The sequence below is a fragment of the Marinicauda algicola genome (genome assembly GCF_017161425.1).
GTDB lineage: Bacteria > Pseudomonadota > Alphaproteobacteria > Caulobacterales > Maricaulaceae > Marinicauda > Marinicauda algicola.
In genome coordinates this window covers 1,674,214-1,689,319 of sequence record NZ_CP071057.1, presented here as the reverse complement: position 1 = coordinate 1,689,319, position 15,106 = coordinate 1,674,214, and the positions used below count along the sequence as shown (strand labels likewise).

At 69.8% G+C, this 15,106-nt stretch carries 15 protein-coding genes; 8 read left to right on the top strand and 7 right to left on the bottom strand.

Annotated features, from left to right (window positions below; translation table 11 throughout):
- The first annotated feature begins 49 nt into the window (after positions 1-49).
- Positions 50-709 (top strand): hypothetical protein, encoded by a 660-nt coding sequence (locus JW792_RS08525; protein ID WP_135996127.1) that lies wholly within the window; start codon positions 50-52, stop codon positions 707-709.
- 3 nt (positions 710-712) lie between these two features.
- Positions 713-1,342, top strand: a complete 630-nt coding sequence (locus JW792_RS08520; RefSeq protein ID WP_241095103.1) for a class I SAM-dependent methyltransferase — start codon at positions 713-715, stop codon at positions 1,340-1,342.
- Here the strand turns inward: JW792_RS08520 and JW792_RS08515 are convergent.
- From JW792_RS08515 to JW792_RS08505, 3 genes are read right to left on the bottom strand one after another with little or no spacing between them, the layout of a single operon-like run.
- The gene (locus tag JW792_RS08515; RefSeq protein WP_135996128.1) at positions 1,311-2,417 is read right to left on the bottom strand and encodes a prenyltransferase/squalene oxidase repeat-containing protein; all 1,107 of its coding nucleotides are present in this window, start codon (positions 2,415-2,417) and stop codon (positions 1,311-1,313) included. The two genes, JW792_RS08520 and JW792_RS08515, sit on opposite strands and share 32 nt — an antisense overlap.
- Complete coding sequence (locus tag JW792_RS08510; protein WP_135996129.1) at positions 2,414-3,133, bottom strand: class I SAM-dependent methyltransferase; 720 nt, start codon at positions 3,131-3,133, stop codon at positions 2,414-2,416. Before JW792_RS08510 ends, JW792_RS08515 begins: the two co-directional genes overlap by 4 nt.
- A complete protein-coding gene (locus JW792_RS08505; RefSeq protein ID WP_135996130.1) occupies positions 3,130-4,419 on the bottom strand; it encodes a glycosyltransferase family 4 protein in 1,290 nt (429 codons plus the stop codon). Before JW792_RS08505 ends, JW792_RS08510 begins: the two co-directional genes overlap by 4 nt.
- A 117-nt stretch (positions 4,420-4,536) precedes the next feature.
- Between JW792_RS08505 and JW792_RS08500 the strand changes: the two genes are divergently transcribed.
- The 5 genes from JW792_RS08500 (at position 4,537) to JW792_RS08480 (ending at position 9,355) form a co-directional block, all read left to right on the top strand.
- Positions 4,537-5,706: an MFS transporter gene (locus JW792_RS08500; RefSeq protein WP_206340933.1), complete on the top strand. Its 1,170-nt coding sequence runs from the start codon at positions 4,537-4,539 to the stop codon at positions 5,704-5,706.
- Positions 5,707-5,821: 115 nt separating this feature from the next.
- Positions 5,822-6,976 (top strand): MlaE family lipid ABC transporter permease subunit, encoded by a 1,155-nt coding sequence (locus JW792_RS08495; protein WP_135996132.1) that lies wholly within the window; start codon positions 5,822-5,824, stop codon positions 6,974-6,976.
- The gene (locus JW792_RS08490) at positions 6,973-7,737 is read left to right on the top strand and encodes an ABC transporter ATP-binding protein (RefSeq protein ID WP_135996133.1); all 765 of its coding nucleotides are present in this window, start codon (positions 6,973-6,975) and stop codon (positions 7,735-7,737) included. The genes JW792_RS08495 and JW792_RS08490 overlap by 4 nt, the downstream gene beginning before the upstream one ends.
- A gap of 23 nt (positions 7,738-7,760) precedes the next feature.
- Positions 7,761-8,717: an MlaD family protein gene (locus JW792_RS08485; protein ID WP_135996134.1), complete on the top strand. Its 957-nt coding sequence runs from the start codon at positions 7,761-7,763 to the stop codon at positions 8,715-8,717.
- Positions 8,714-9,355 carry an ABC-type transport auxiliary lipoprotein family protein gene (locus tag JW792_RS08480; RefSeq protein WP_135996135.1) on the top strand — a complete coding sequence of 214 codons (642 nt, stop codon included), beginning with the start codon at positions 8,714-8,716 and terminating at the stop codon, positions 9,353-9,355. The genes JW792_RS08485 and JW792_RS08480 overlap by 4 nt, the downstream gene beginning before the upstream one ends.
- 60 nt (positions 9,356-9,415) lie before the next feature.
- Here JW792_RS08480 and JW792_RS08475 read toward each other — a convergent pair whose 3' ends face one another.
- Entirely contained in the window at positions 9,416-11,425 is a 2,010-nt protein-coding gene (locus tag JW792_RS08475; RefSeq protein ID WP_135996136.1) for a hypothetical protein, read from the bottom strand.
- Positions 11,426-11,550: 125 nt separating this feature from the next.
- A complete protein-coding gene (locus JW792_RS08470) occupies positions 11,551-11,817 on the bottom strand; it encodes a hypothetical protein (RefSeq protein WP_135996137.1) in 267 nt (88 codons plus the stop codon).
- Positions 11,818-12,010: 193 nt separating this feature from the next.
- Between JW792_RS08470 and JW792_RS08465 the strand changes: the two genes are divergently transcribed.
- Entirely contained in the window at positions 12,011-13,228 is a 1,218-nt protein-coding gene (locus tag JW792_RS08465; protein WP_135996138.1) for a DUF418 domain-containing protein, read from the top strand.
- Here the strand turns inward: JW792_RS08465 and JW792_RS08460 are convergent.
- A complete protein-coding gene (locus JW792_RS08460; protein WP_135996139.1) occupies positions 13,225-13,551 on the bottom strand; it encodes a hypothetical protein in 327 nt (108 codons plus the stop codon). The genes JW792_RS08465 and JW792_RS08460 overlap by 4 nt on opposite strands.
- A gap of 61 nt (positions 13,552-13,612) precedes the next feature.
- Positions 13,613-14,971, bottom strand: a complete 1,359-nt coding sequence (locus JW792_RS08455; protein WP_158291609.1) for a dicarboxylate/amino acid:cation symporter — start codon at positions 14,969-14,971, stop codon at positions 13,613-13,615.
- Positions 14,972-15,106: the final 135 nt, after the last annotated feature.

The window sequence follows — 15,106 nt, the reverse complement described above, 5'->3', positions numbered from 1 at the left end:
AGCGATGCGGAGGGGGCATCGCCCAACGGGCATGAGGGAGCCAGCCCGCGTGAGGCATACACCGTCCAGGGTGACGATGATCGCCGCAGTGATCGGCGCCTGCATGCTGCAGGCGTGCGCCAGTGCGCCGCTCAGTCTCGGCCCGCAGGCCGAGGAGCCGCCTGCCATTGCCGTGCAGGACACGCTGCGCACATCGGCTGCCACGCTGGTCGCCACGGCCCGCCAGGAGGGCTGGCGGCTGGAGGATGAACGAGAAGGCGGCGCCTTCGCCCTGCTCGGACGTCTCGTCACTGGCGCCGAGTCCGCGCCGGAAGCCGGCGCCGAGGCGGGCGAGCCCGTCGAGATCTATCTCCTGCGCCACGACATGGCGCCTGCGGCGGCGCTGCTCGCGGACATCACGCTCGCCGATGCACTTGCCCGCGACGTCATCGATGCCGGGCGCGCGGTCGCCGTCAGCGAGGCCGACCTCAGCCGGGAATCGATCGATCGCGACATCGCCGAGATCGAGGCCGCGCTCATTGCCGCGCGCCGGGCCCGCGCCTTCTTCTCCGCGGTGGAAAACGAACTCGCGCTGCGCGGTTCGCTGCGCCGGGAACTCCAGGTCAGCACCGCGCTGATCCGGCTCGACGCGCGCATCGAGACGCTCGCCTCGACGGCCGATGCGCTCGCCGCGCGCCGCTGGGGCAATCTGCACAGCACGATGAGCTGAGCGGTGACGCTGCCCGGCCGGCCGCTGCCGGATTTCGATCCCGAGACCGTGAAGGGCTTTCTCGCCCGCGACGAGGCGCAGGCGCTGGAGCGCCATGCCCGCGCGGTGACCGCCGAGGGTCCGCTCGTCGAGATCGGCTCGTGGTGCGGACGCTCCACCGTCCATATCGGGCGCGCGGCGCGGGAGATCGGCCGGCTGGTCTATGCGGTCGATCATCACCGCGGCTCGGAGGAGCATCAGCCCGGCGAGGGCTATCACGACCCCGAGCTGTTCGACGCCGAACTCGGCCGGGTCGACACCCTGCCCGAATTCCGCAGGACCATCGCGCGGGCGGGCCTGGAAGATACGGTCATGGCGCTGGTGGGCCCGTCGCAAACGCTCGGGCGGGCCTGGCGCGGGCCGGTCAGCTATCTCTTCATCGACGGCGGCCACGCCATGGAGACCGCGCTCGGCGACTACCGGGCCTGGACGCCGCACCTGGCGCCGGGCGGCACGCTGCTGATCCACGACGTCTTCCCCGATCCGAAGGACGGCGGACGTCCGCCCTACGAGATCTGGAAGCTGGCGGTGGCCTCGGGCCTCTTCGAGCCGGTCGAGCGGGTCAGCTCGCTGGAGGTTCTGCGCCGGCTCTGACCCGTCCGGTCCAGGCGTCGGCCCGGGCGTGGCGGATCAGCAGGTCGCTGCCCTGGCTGAGCCCGAACAGCGCGTCGGCGGCCAGGATGATCGCCCCGGCCGTCCAGCTCGGCGCCTCCTTCGGCCAGACCGCGCCGATCTCGTACTGCCAGCCCATCCAGTAGCCCGATTGCGGGCAGAACAGGGGGGCGAGATCGGAGATCAGCGCGCGCGCCGTCTCGGTCTTGCCGACCGACAGGCAGGCGAGCGCCAGCTCGGCTGTCTCGGCCGCCGTCACCCAGGGTTCCCCGCTGACGCAGCGGCAGCCGAGATCCTCGACGACGAACCTCGTCCAGCCGGCCTCGAGATGGGCCCGGCCCTCGCGGCCGGTGATGACGCCGGTCAGGACCGGATAGTACCAGTCCATGGCATAGCAGGACCGGTCGATCTCGCGATCGAAGCGCTCCGGGCGCGCGGTGAGCGCCTCGCCGATGCGCCGGCGCGCCTGCGCCCAGTCGGGCCGCGTCCGGTCGAGCGCGTCGGCGAGTCTCAGCCCGCACTCGAAGCTCTTGAACAGGGAGGCGTTCCCGGCCCGGAGCGCATCGACGCTCTCCAGCGCCTGGCCCGGGTCGGGCGCGCGCCAGACCACGTCGCCGTGTTCGCTCTGATGGGCCATGACCCAGTCGAGCGCGCGGGTCACCATGCCGGCATGGCGCGCGATCAGGCGCGGCTCGTCGAGCGCCAGCGCGCAGCGCAGCACCGTGACCGCCGCATAGCCGGTGAAGTTCGTGTCGCGCGCCGTGGCGGGCTTTTCGGGCGGGGCGATGCGCTCGCCGGTCGCGTCCATCGGGATGCCGGCGCCGAGCTCGCCCTCCCAGCTGCCGTCGGCGAGCTGGCGGTCCTCGAGCGCATCGAGCGCGGCATGAACGGCCTCGGCCCGGCCCGCGACGGCAAGGCCCATCGCGCTCTCGCCGTGATTCCAGGGATCCCAGACGCCGGCTTCCACCCAGGGGATGGAGCCGTCGCGGCGCTGCAGGAATTCGATGCGGTCCGCGCAGGCGCGGATGTCGAGGCTCGCCGAGGAACGGTGGGTCACGCGGCCTCCTTCTCGAAATAGAGCGCCACGGATTTTCCGAGCACGGGGTTCAGGATCTTTTCCGTCCAGCGCGTCAGGCGCGGCGCCTCCAGGAGGTCCCACTCCAGCAGCTTCTTGTAGGCGGCGACCGAGCGGCTCTCCTCCTGCCGGGCCCATTTCGCGCAACGCAACCACCAGTAGGGGGCGTGCAGGGCATGGGCCCAGTGGCGCCGGTAGAAGCGATAGCCGAGGCGCTCGACCTGACGGCGCAGCAGATGGTCGCGGAAAATGCGCACATGACCGCCGGGAGTGTTGCGATAGCCGTCCGATAGCGTCCAGCAGACCGCTTCCGGCCAGTAGCGCGGCACCGATAGTGCAAAGCGTCCGCCGGGCTTCAGCACCCGGTCGATCTCGGCCAGCGCCGCCTCGACATCGGGCAGATGCTCGAGAACCTCGCTGCAGATCACCCGGTCGAAACTGTCGTCCGCGAAGGGCAGCCGCCCGGCATCCCCGACGGTGAAGACCGCGCTCCTCGCCGGCTCCGGCGGGGGAGGGGGCAGTTCGAAGAACCCGTCGATCGCCGCGTTCAAGTCATTGAAATCAAGATCAAGTCCGACGACGTCGAGCGCCTTGTCGTGCCAGTAGAAGGCATGCAGGTGCCGGCCCCGGCCGCAGCCGAGATCGAGCACGCGCATGCCGTCTTCTAGACCGAGGGAGTCGAGATCGAGCGTGATCATTGCGCAGCCCGGACCCCCGTCCGCGCCTGGATCAGCTCGTGATAGAGCGAGATCGCGGCCTGGGCGTGATGGTCCCACACGAAGGCGCTCCGCGCCCACTCCGGACCGCGCAGGCTCATGGCGTGGGCGATGTCGCGATTGTCCACGACATGGGCGATGGCTCTGGCGAGAGCCTCCGCATCGCCGACCGGCGTGACGATGCCGGCATCGCCGGCGACCTCGGGCAGGGCGCCGCCGTCGGAGACCACCACCGGCGCACCGCAGGCCATTGCCTCGGCAGGCGGGAAGCCGAAGCCCTCGAAGCGCGAGGCCGAGACGAACAGGCCGGCCCTTCGGAAAAGATGGGCGATCTCGGTGCGCGTGAGGCCGGCGCGGAACTCGACCCGGTCGCTCAGCCCGGTGCGTTCCAGCATGCGCTTCGTGGGGCCCTCGCGCAGCGTGCCGATGACGCGCAGCCGGAGGCCGGGACGCTCGGGTGCGATCTTCGCAAGCGCCTCGACCAGCACGTCGAGCCCTTTGATCGGGACGTCCGCGCTCGCCATCGCGACGATCAGGTCGGGGTCGCGCTCGACGGCCGGGTCGACATGGAAAGCCTCGTGGTCGATGCCGTTGTGGGCCACGGCGATGCGGGCCGGATCGACGCCGCAGCGTTCGGCATAGGCCCGGCGCGACGCCTCGGACACGCACAGGAAGCGCGGCAGGCGCCGTGCCGTCGCGGCCTGGGTTTGCACGAAGCCGTGCCAGCGCTTGACGAGCGCGCGCTTCCACCAGCTCTCCGCCCCCGCGATCGCGTAATCGCGGTCGATGTCGATCGGGTGGTGCAGCGTCGTCAGCAGCGGCATGCGGCGCGCGATCGCAATCATCGGGAAGGCGAGCGTCTGGTTGTCGTGCACCACGTCGAAGCGATCGCCCTCGCGGGCGAGATAGGCGCGCAGGCGCCGGGCGAAGGCGGTCATCTCCCCGAAGGCCCCGGTATTGTGGGCGAGCCACTCGCCCCGGTCGGCCTTGCTGGCGAGATGGCGCCAGCGCAGGGCCAGCATCGCATTGCTCTCCTCGAACAGGTCGAGCGAGGGCAGGCGGATCAGCGCGATGCCGGGTTCGAGTTCGGGATAGGGCGGGCCGGAGGCGACGCTCACCCGGCAGCCCTGGCGCAGCAGCGCCGCGCTGAGCTCGCGGACATAGACGCCCTGGCCCCCGACATGGGGATTTGAGCGGTAGCTGGTCACCAGCACGCGCAGCCCCGCCCTGCCTTGCGGCAGATCACCTATGTCGACGGCATCCTTCATCGGCGCGGGAAGCTAGCGGCGGGCGTGGCGATGGCCAAGCCTTTTTGGACGCGCACGCTGCGCGGCGCCGGAACAGGCCTTGGCGGCGCGGTTCGCGCGCGCTAAGCGGTCTGGTCCATGAGCCTTCCCGCCCGCCTTTCCCGCTCGCGCCAGGCGCGCTTCGCCCTGTTCTACGGGGCGATGTATATCGGCTTCGGCGCCTACCTGCCCTACATGCCGGTCTGGTTCGAGGGCCGCGGGCTGAGCGCGGAGCAGATCGGCATGGCGGCCGCGGCCGGCATGATCGGACGCCTCATCGCAGCGCCCCTGGGCGCAATCTGGGCCGACCGGGCGGCCCGCCGGCGCGATGCGATCCTGGGCTTCACCCTGCTCACACTCGCCGCCTTTCTCGCCCACATCCCGGCGACCGACCCGGATGCGATCCTTTTGCTTGCCTTTCTTGCCGGGGCGTCGGTCACGGGAATCATCCCGCTGATCGACGCGTTCGCCATGGGGCAGGCGCGTACGAAGCATTTCGAGTTCGGGCCGCCCCGCGCGGTCGGCTCGGCGACCTTCGTGGTCGGCAATCTCGGGGGCGGGGCGCTCGTCTCGGCCTTCGGCGGGGAGGCCGCGCTCGTCTGGATCATCGCCGGCTGCGCGCTGGCGGTCCTCGCCGCACTGCTGCTGCCGCCGGGCCGGCGCATGCCGGAGAGCGCGGGCCGGCCGGGGCCGAAGGCCCGCGACCTGCGGCTCGTGCTCGGCGCCGGGCTGCCGCTCGCCTTTGCCGCCTCGGCCCTCATCCAGGGGGCGCACGGCTTCTACTACGCCTTTTCGGCCGTGGCCTGGCGCGGCCAGGGAATCCCGGCCGCGGCGGTGGGCGCGCTGTGGTCGACGGGGGTGATCGCCGAGATCGTGTTTCTCACCTTCGTCGGCCGCTTCTTCCGCGGCTGGAGCCCGGCCGGGCTGATCGCGCTGGGCGGGACGGTTTCCGTATTGCGCTGGTGCCTGCTTGCGCTCGCGCCGCCGCTGGCGCTGCTTTTCCCGCTCCAGATCCTGCACGCGGGCAGTTTCGCGGCGACCTATCTCGGCTTCCTGCGCTATGCGAGCGCGGCCGTGCCGGGACGCCTCGCCGCGACCGTGCAGGTGATCAATTCCGCGCTGTCGGGCGGTATCGTCCTCGCGCTTGCAACGCTTGCCTCCGGTTACGCCTATGCCGCCTTCGGGGCAGGGGGATTCGCGGTCATGGCGCTGCCCGCGGCGGCCGGGGCGCTCTGCGCTGTCGCGCTCCTGCAACGGCGGGCAACCTAAGGCGTTGCATTTTCGCGTCATATTTCGGCCTTGTGGCGCCGCGAGGCTTAACCGGCCTTTGGAGAACGGCCAAAGCGTCCGATAAGGGATGTCACGCGAACGCCTCGGAGAGCGCATGAGCCGCGACCGGCAGGACAATGGGAGAGGGGGGGAGCTGTCCGTCGCAGAGGAGGACGGCGCCTGTATCGTCACGCCGTCCGGCGACTGGGTGGTGGCCACGATCGGCCGCTTCGACCGGCGCCTGCGGGAGCTCCAGGGCGCGGCCGAGCCAGATTCGATCGTCATCGATCTGTCCGGACTCGGGCGCATCGACACCGCCGGCGCCTATCTCCTGAGCCGGCTGCTTCGCGCCAGCTCCGATCCGGAGGCCGATCGCCATTTCCGCGGCGAGCATCCCGTCGCGCGCCGTCTCATCAGGGAGGTGCGTGAGCGCTACGAGCCCTGCCCCGCGCCGGAGGAGGCAGGGCCAGGTCTCGTGACCGTGTTCGCCCGCATCGGGGCAGGCCTGGAAGGCGCCTGGCGCGAGGCGGTCGAGACCTTCGCCTTCTTCGGCCGCACCATGCTGACCGCAGGGCGCACGCTCCTCCAGCCCTGGCGCCTGCGCTGGACGCCGACGGTCTGGGTGATGGAGACGGCCGGCGTGAATGCGCTTCCGATCATCGCGGTGCTCGCCTTCTTCATCGGTGCGGTCGTGGCCTATATGGGTGCGGACCTTCTGGCGACCTTCGGCGTCTCGGTCTTCACAGTGGAACTCGTCGGCGTCTCGGTGCTGCGCGAATTCGGCGCGCTGATCACCGCGATCATGCTGGCGGGACGCTCGGATTCGGCCTTCACCGCCTCGATCGGCTCGATGAAGATGCAGCAGGAGATCGACGCCATGCGCGTGCTCGGCCTCGATCCGTTCGAAGTGCTCGTCCTGCCGCGCGTGATCGCGCTTGTCCTGATGGCGCCGCTCCTGACCTTCGCGGCCATGCTCTCGGGCCTTTTCGGCGGGATGATGGTGAGCTGGGCGGTGATGGACATCTCGCCGAATTTCTTCATCGACCGGCTGCAGTCCTCGATGTCCTGGGAGCATTTCTTCGTCGGCATGAGCAAGGCGCCCGTGTTCGGCCTCGTTGTCGCGATCATCGGCTGCCACCAGGGCCTGAAGGTCGGTGGGGACGTTGAAAGCCTCGGCTCGCGCACGACCGCCTCGGTGGTGCAGGCGATCTTCTCGGTCATCGTGCTCGATGCCTTCTTCGCCATGCTCTACCTGGAGATCGGGATATGAGCCGGGAGACGCTCATCGAGGTGCGCGGGCTGAAGAGCCAGTTCGGCAGCCATGTCGTGCACGAGGATCTCGATCTCGAGATCTATCGCGGCGAGGTGCACGGCATCGTGGGCGGATCGGGCTCGGGCAAGTCGGTGCTCATGAACACCATGCTCGGCCTGAAGAAGCCCGATGGCGGCGAGGTCTATATCGAGGGCAAGGCGGTGAGCCGGCTCTCCACGGGGGAGCGCGAGGCGCTCGAGCGGCGCTGGGGCGTGCTGTTCCAGGGCTCGGCGCTGTTCTCCTCGCTGAGCGTGCGCGAGAATATAATGACGCCGCTTCGCGAGCACATCTCCATGCCCGTCGCGCTGATGGAGGAGATCGCCGATCTCAAGCTCAACATGTCCGGACTTTCGCCGGAGGCGGCGACCAAGATGCCTTCCGAGCTTTCCGGCGGGATGAAGAAGCGCGCCGGCATCGCGCGCGCACTGGCGCTCGATCCGGACATTCTCTTCCTCGACGAGCCGACCGCAGGGCTCGATCCGGTCGGGGCCAGCAAGTTCGACGAGCTGATCATCGATCTGAAGGAGACGCTGGGCCTCACGGTCATCATGATCACCCACGATCTCGACACGCTTCACGCAATCACCGACCGTATCTCGGTGATCGCTGAGAAGCGGGTGATCGTCACCGGTCCGATCGACCGGGTCTCGCGGTACGATCATCCCTGGATCCAGGACTATTTCGCCGGGCCGCGCGGGCGCGCGGCGCTGAGGGCCTGAAGGCCCGAAGGAGGGAAAGCCTCATGGAGACGAAAGCGCATCACGCCCTCGTGGGCTTCTTCGTGGTCTTCCTCGCCGCGGCCGGGGCGCTGTTCACCCTGTGGCTCGCCCAGGTCCAGTTCGACCAGGAGTTCGAGGAATACGACGTCGTGTTCGAAGGCCCGGTACGCGGCCTGCGCGAAGCCTCCGAGGTCCGCTTCAACGGTATCCAGGTCGGCGAGGTGATCGATCTGGGGCTCAATCCGGACAATCCCAACGAGGTGATCGCGCGCGTTCGCGTCGACGCGGCCACCCCGGTCAAGGTCGACAGCTTCGCCCAGCTCGAACCGCAGGGCCTGACGGGCCTGTCCTATATCCAGATCACCGGCGGCTCACCCGGCGCGGAGGAGCTGGAGAGCCGGGCCGGCGACCGGCCGGCCCGCATCTTCGCGCGCCAGGCCCAGCTCGAGGGCCTGGTGGAGGGGGGCGAGACGGTGATCGAGAACGCCCAGGTCACGCTCGCGCGCGTCAACCGCCTGCTGTCGGACGAGAATATCGAGAGCGTGACGAACACGCTGAACAATCTCGAGGAGATCAGCCGGGCGCTCGCCGAGGAACGCGATCTGGTCGCGCGCTTCGGTCAGGCGGTCGACACCTTCAACGAGGCCGGCCAGGACGTGTCGCAGGCGGCGACCGCGCTGCAGCAGTTCGGCGTCACGGCCGATGCCTTCCTGCGAGAGGAGGTCGGCCCGATGGTGTCGGAGACCACGGCCGCCTCGATCGCCGTCAACAAGGCTTCCACCGAGACCTATGACGCGCTCGTCTCCATCCGTCCCGAGCTGGAGGCTTTCGCCGACCAGGGGCTGGATTCCCTGACCACCGCCGCGCAGGATCTGCGCGCACTCATTGCCGCGCTGGAACGCATCGCGCTCCAGCTCGAAGAAGATCCGGCCGGCTTCCTCGCCGAGCCGCGCGGACGCGAAGTGGAGGTGCCCCAATGAGCCTGTCCGATCTCAAGCGCGCCGGCACGGCGCTGGCTGCGGGCCTGATCGTGTTCGGTGCGCCGGCCTGCGTGCAGCTGCTGCCCGAGCAGGAGCCCTCCACGATATTCCGCCTCGCACCGAGCGTACCCGAGCCGGGAAGCGTGTCCGCCGCAGCCGGACAGGTCATCCTCATCGAGCGTCCGCAAGCGCCGCGTGCGCTGGCCGGCAACCGCATCGCCACCGAGCGCGGTGACGGGCAGCTTGCCTACATTGCCCACGCCACGTGGATTTCTCCTGCTCCCGATCTCGTCCAGGAACTCGTCCTGGATACGTTCGACCGGGAGCTGGAAGGCTACGCCGCGGCGCGTCCGGCGGACGGGGTGCAGAGCCGCTATCGCCTGCGTACGGAGCTGCGTCATTTCGAGGCGGTGTACGACCAGGGCGGCAATCGGGCGCCCCTCGCCGAGGTGGTGCTGCGCGCGCGTCTGGTCGACGAGGAGACGCGCGAGCTCCTCGCCGTCACGACGGTGCGCGGAGAGGCGCGCGCCGGTGCCAACCGTCAGGGCGAGATCGTCGATGCGATGGGCGAGGCCGCGCGCGCGGCGGCCGGCGAACTCGCCGCATGGGCGCAGACCGTTCTGGGAGAAGACGCGTAGGTCACGCCGCGCGATCGCCTCGCGGCGTTCGGGCCGGCCTCCGGCACGCCCGGCGCGCGGTCAGCGCCGCCGCTTCTTCGGCCTGCCGGCCTCGTCCTCGCTGTCCTCCTCCTCCTCCTCCGAGCCCATGCTCGCGAGCAGGTCCTTCCAGCGCCAGCTTCCCTCGCCCTTCTTCGGCTCGGCTGGTGTCCAGCCCTCTTCGGCCTCCGGCGTCTCGTCCGGTCTTGCCGATTTCGAGACCGGTCCGGTCTTCTTCGGCTCGCCGGCCGGTTTCGGCTCCGGCTTCGCCTCGCCGGGTTCCGGCTCGGCCGGCCGGCGCCGCCGTCCGCCGGTGGCGAGCGGATCGGGAACCTCGTTGACCCCGATGTCCAGCGGCTTGCGCCCGCCGGCGACCGCACCCATGCGCAGCATGAAGTCGGACAGGAGTTCGTAGTTCTGCCGGATGCGCGCCTGGAACAGGGCGTCGACCTCGCGCGCGTTCTCGGTCGCCTCGCGCGCACTGCGCTGCAGGCCCTCCAACCCCTCCTCGATCACGCGCTCGATCTCGGAGACCGCGGCGCGCGTGGAGGCCGGTGCCTCGTCGAGCCCGCGGCGCATGCGCTCGAGCAGGGCTTCTATGCGCTTGCTCTCCTCGGTGGCGGCCTCGAGCGTGGATTTCAGTTGTTCGCGCACCTTTTCCGACGCCGTCTCGGCGGCCTCGCCGGCCCGGGCGGTGAGCTTCTCCGCCTCGCGCAGGCGCGCCTGGAAGGCCTCGTCGGCGCGCCGCGCGGCCTCGAAGCCGGCCTCGGAGACGCGCTCCAGCGAGGCCTGGGCGGCATCGGCCTGGGTCTGGAAGCGTTCCCCGCTCTCCTCGGCGGCCCGGCGCGCGGCCTCGGCTGCTTCCTTCAGGCGTGCAAGCGCATCCTCATGCGCCTCGGCGGCGGCCTCGCTCTCGCGCCCGACCGTGCGCGACAGCTCGCGGGCGCGCGCTATGGCCTTTTCCACCGCATCCATGAAGACCTTGCCGGACTCCTCGGCGGAGGATTTCAGCGTGTCGGCGCCCTGGCGGGCCGTCTTCGACATGGTTTCCAGCTCGGCCTTGTGGAAGTCGAGCGCGGCGGCGATCCTCTCCTGCTCCTCGCGCAGGGTCTCGCTCGCCTCCTTCAGCCGGCCCTGATGCTTCACATAGGCCGCTTCGAGCCCGTCGGTGCGCACCTTCAGCGTCTCGGCGAAGTCGCGCAGCTCGCCAGAGCGCGCATCCAGGGTGAGGGCGACGCGCTCGCCGGCCTCCTCGGCCTTGCTGCCGGCGGCAGCGAGCCGGTCGGCGCCCTCGCGGATCAGGCGCTCGCCTTCGCCGGCCTTGGATTCGGCGAGTTCGGCCGCGGCCGCGACCATGCGCGACTGGTCCTGGATCGCGGCGGCGATGAGGGCGGCCTTGTCATCGAGGCTCTCGGAGACCTCGGCGAGACGCTCGCGCTCCTTCCTCAGATTCTTCACCAGCGATTCCACGCGCTCGTGCGCGTCCCCGGAGGTGGACTCCAGCGTATCGGCGTGGTGGGAGATGACCTCCTCCATGGCGGCAAGGCGCGCGAGCGCGCTCTCCATGGAGACGTTGACGCGGTCGATCTCGCCGCTGATGGCGTCGGCGAGGCGGCGCACCTCGGCCTCGGTGCTTTCGGCCGGCATGGCCAGGCGCGTGAGGCTCGCCTCGACGCGTTCGGCGCGGCTGGAGGCGCGCACGACCTCGCGGCCGAGGAGTCCTGCCAGCGCGAACAGCACGGCCGGCGCCGCCACGAACATGGCGAGGCCGCCGAGCTGGGCCGGAGAGAGGGCGGAGAGATCCTCGACGAGATAGCCGGCGAGATACGCGCCCGCACCCCCGAGCCAGAGCAGGGAAAGGGTCAAGCCGGTGAAGGCCGCGGCCAGGCCCGAGCGGCGCCGGGGAAGCTCGGCGGGCGCGGCAGGCAGGGAGGGGCGCACGGTATCGAGCGCGCCGCCGCGCGATTCGGCGAACTTCGCCGGGGTGCGCGTCGCGTCCTTGCCGGCCTCCTTCGTCTTCGAGCCGGTCTCGGAAAGATCGTCTGCGCTCATGCAGCCTTCGTCCGTTCGCACTTCAATCCAGCCTCAAACCTCAAGTATGACAGAGGCAAGGGCCGATGACTTCCCGCTTGCGCAGGACATCCTGTTTACGCGCAGATACGGAGGATTTGAAGCCGTCAGGCCTCGATGCGCACGCGCGCGCGCGGCAGGGAGACCGGCGCAGGCGCGGTGGCGCAGCCGGAAACGGGCTGCGCGGCGGAGGGCGCGGCCGGGGCCAGGAGATACACCGCGCCGGATGCGGCGCTGGCCTCGGCGATCTCGTAATAGGCGGCCGGTTCGACCTGGACGGGATCGCAATCGGGCGCACGGTCGTACTCGATGCCGATGAGGGACATCGCGCCGGCCAGCACCAGATGCAGAATGTCGATGATGAGCTGGAACACCGCAGCCCGCTCCCTGTCCTGTCGCCCCGCTTATGCGCGCGCACCCGGGGCGCGTTCAAGCGAAAACCGCCCTGCGCGAGATGAAACTTTCGTAAGAATACCGGTATGCGGGCGCGCTCGGGGCGGATTTTTCTTGGCCGTGGCAGGCGGGCGCCGCTAACCTCGCGGCGGGCCAGTTGCGGGGACAGGGGCGATGAGCACCACCATCACGCCGGTCAGCGAGACCGAGCGCTTCGAGAGTCTGGACGTACTGCGCGGCATCGCGGTGCTCGGCATCCTGATGGTCAATGTCCAGGCCTTCGCCATGTACTGGGGCGCGCTCAGCTATCCGCCCGCCCACATGAGCCTGGAAGGCGCCAATCAGACAGTCTGGTTCCTCACCCATGTCTTCTTCGAGCTGAAATTCATCACGATCTTCTCCGCCCTGTTCGGGGCCGGCGTGCTGTTCATGGTGGGGGAGGATCCGCTCGCCTCGAAGAGCGTGCACTTCCGGCGCATGATCTGGCTCCTCGTCATCGGCCTGATCCACGGCTTCGTGCTCTGGTTCGGCGACATCCTGGTGCCCTATGCGCTGGCCGGCATGATCATCGTCTTTTTCCGCCGCATGTCGCCGGGAAAGCTGATCGGCTGGGGGCTTGGAGGTATCGCCCTGACGGGCCTTCTCATGGTCGCTGGGACCTGGGCGCAGGGCGCCATGCCCGGCGGCGCCGAGCCCATGCCGTACGGCCCGAATCCGCCGGAGGCCTTCCTCGACCAGTGGGTCGCGGCCTACCAGGCCTCGTTCGCCGAGAGCCGGATCTACAACGCGATCGGCGAGTTGTTCGCCCTGTTCAGCCAGATCACCTTCTTCGCCGGGCGCCTCGTCGGCGTGATGTTCATCGGCATGGCGCTGTTCAAGCTCGGCTTCCTGACCGCGAAATGGAGCCTGGCGCGCTATCTCGCCATCGGCATCGTGTGTGCGGGCCTGGGCATTGCCGCATCCTGGTGGGGCGGGCTGCACGCGCTTGGGACCGGCTTCGCGATGTCCGAGCTGTGGATCCACACCGGTGTCAATTACGGGGCGAGCCTGCTCACCGCCTTCGGCTATGCCAGCCTGGTGATGGCCGCGTGCCGGATCGACTGGCTGAAGCTGGTGCGCCTGCCCTTCGCCTGTGCCGGGCGGATGGCGTTCACCAACTATCTCACCCAGACCCTGGCGATGACCTTCATCTTCGTCGGCGCGCCCGGGCTGGGCCTGTTCGGCACGGTCGAACGCACCGGCCAGCTGCAGATCGTTCTCGCGGTCTGGGCTGTGCAGCTCGTCGTCTCGACGCTGTGGCTGAAGGTGTTCCGCTTCGGCCCCTTCGAGTGGCTGTGGCGCTCGTTGAGCTATGCCCGCCTGCAGCCCTTCCTGAGGCGCAAGCCCGCCTAGGCGGTCACGTCCAGCAACTCGCCGACGAGATCGTCCGCGGCCCGGATCGAGGTCGCGGCGAGCTGGGCCTGGTGAGTCGCCTTGATGATGCCGACCAGGGCCTCGATGTCGAAGGAAGGCGCGCGCCCGCCGCGGGGGATGGGGGCGGTGGAAGGTGCGGCGGGCGCGCCAGGGGTGCCTGCGCCGGGGGGGACCGACGCGGACGGGAGGATCGTCGTGCGAACCGGGCTCGCAATCTTGCCCGCCGCCCTGGAAAGCTGGGCGGCGGCGCCCTGATAGGCCGAGAGGCCGGAGGCGAAGCTCGCGTTCATGGGAAGGAGCATGCGCGCAGTTTCACGCGCTTGCACGCCGATCTTGATGTGGAGGTTAAGACCGGCTTAACGCCTAGCTGTGGCGAGCCTGCTCGACATCGAGTTCCTCGCCGTCGCGCGACAGGATGCGCGCAGCCGTCAGGTCGCCGGTGACGTTGACGGCCGTGCGCGCCATGTCGAGGAAGCGGTCGACCCCGAGCACGAAGACGAGCCCATATTCGGGAATCCCGAAGGACAGGATGAGGCTCGACAGGATGGCGATCGAGACCCCCGGCGCGCCCGGCGCCCCGATCGAGGCGGCCACCAGCGTCACCACGATGAAGGTGATCTCGGGGATGGCGAGCGCCACGCCGGCGACCTGGGCGACGAAGACCACCGCGGCAGCCTGGTAGAGCGCGGTGCCGGCCATGTTTACCGTTGCCGCCAGCGGAATGAGGAAGCTCGCCACCGAGGAGGGCACGCGAAGGCGTTCCACCGCCGTCTCGATGGACAACGGCATGACCGCAGCAGAGGAGGAGGTGGAGAAGGCCAGGAGCTGTGCCTCGCCGATCGCACGCTGCATGCGCAGCGGCGAGATGCGCCCGAAGACCGCGGCGAGCACGAGATAGAGCGCCAGCAGGATCGCCAGCCCGGCGAGCACGGTGCCGACATAGGCGGCAAGGGCGAGCAGGGACTGGACGCCGAGCCTCGCGAGCAGCTGGGCCGTGAGGCCGAACACCGCGTAGGGGGTGAGATACATCGCCCACTTGACCACCGTCATCGAGACCTCGAGCAGTGCCTCGAGCACGCCGACGAGCGGGACGAGCTTGTGCTTGTTGGGGCTGGCAACATAGGCCAGACCGAGGAATATGGAGAATATGACCACCGCCAGCATCTCGTTCCCGACCGCCGCGGCGAGCGGGTTTTGCGGGACGAGCCCGACCAGCAGGCCGGGCACTTCGCCGGCCAGCCCCTCGAACGGATCGCCATCGAGTGCCGTATCGGCCGGACCGGGCGCGAGGCGCGGCACCGGCACCGGGCTCAGATCGACGAGCTGACCGGGGCGGAACAGCAGGGCGAGCCCGGCCCCCAGCGTCGCGGCGGCCACGGTGGTGGCGATCACGAAGAGCGCGAACTTCGCGCCGACCGCGCGCAGCTTCGCCGGGTCGGCGGCGCCCGCTGCGAGGCCCAGCACGATGGAGGAGGCCACGAGCGGCATCAGCACCATCTTGATGAGCGCGAGGAATATCTGGCCGGGCAGGGCGAGCCACTCGCCCAGCGTTTCCGCGAGGTCCTCGCCGACCAGCCCGACATCGGGACCGAGCGCGATCCCCGTCAGCACCCCCAGCATCAGCCCGGCCAGCACCTGTGCCCACAGCCGCGCCTTCAGCCAGGCCTCGGCCCGGTTGGCCAGGGAGCGATAATGGATCCGCTTGACGGGCTGTTCGGTCATCGGGCCTCCGGTGATTGCCGAGGTCGGTCCTCGCGCGCGACCGCCTCCCTGCATCCTCTATCACCGGTCGGCCTCGCCTCAAGCCGACGGGGTCTGGCTGAACGGAAAAAGAAGAACCGCGCCGGCGTCCCGGCG

Excerpts from the sequence above, each read along its gene's own strand:
- JW792_RS08510 (WP_135996129.1), bottom strand. The coding sequence starts at position 3,133 with ATGATCACGCTCGATCTCGACTCCCTCGGTCTAGAAGACGGCATGCGC.
- JW792_RS08505 (WP_135996130.1), bottom strand. The coding sequence starts at position 4,419 with ATGAAGGATGCCGTCGACATAGGTGATCTGCCGCAAGGCAGGGCGGGG.
- JW792_RS08500 (WP_206340933.1), top strand. The coding sequence starts at position 4,537 with ATGAGCCTTCCCGCCCGCCTTTCCCGCTCGCGCCAGGCGCGCTTCGCC.
- JW792_RS08495 (WP_135996132.1), top strand. The coding sequence starts at position 5,822 with ATGAGCCGCGACCGGCAGGACAATGGGAGAGGGGGGGAGCTGTCCGTC.
- JW792_RS08490 (WP_135996133.1), top strand. The coding sequence starts at position 6,973 with ATGAGCCGGGAGACGCTCATCGAGGTGCGCGGGCTGAAGAGCCAGTTC.
- JW792_RS08485 (WP_135996134.1), top strand. The coding sequence starts at position 7,761 with ATGGAGACGAAAGCGCATCACGCCCTCGTGGGCTTCTTCGTGGTCTTC.
- JW792_RS08480 (WP_135996135.1), top strand. The coding sequence starts at position 8,714 with ATGAGCCTGTCCGATCTCAAGCGCGCCGGCACGGCGCTGGCTGCGGGC.
- JW792_RS08475 (WP_135996136.1), bottom strand. The coding sequence starts at position 11,425 with ATGAGCGCAGACGATCTTTCCGAGACCGGCTCGAAGACGAAGGAGGCC.
- JW792_RS08465 (WP_135996138.1), top strand. The coding sequence starts at position 12,011 with ATGAGCACCACCATCACGCCGGTCAGCGAGACCGAGCGCTTCGAGAGT.
- JW792_RS08460 (WP_135996139.1), bottom strand. The coding sequence starts at position 13,551 with ATGCTCCTTCCCATGAACGCGAGCTTCGCCTCCGGCCTCTCGGCCTAT.
- JW792_RS08455 (WP_158291609.1), bottom strand. The coding sequence starts at position 14,971 with ATGACCGAACAGCCCGTCAAGCGGATCCATTATCGCTCCCTGGCCAAC.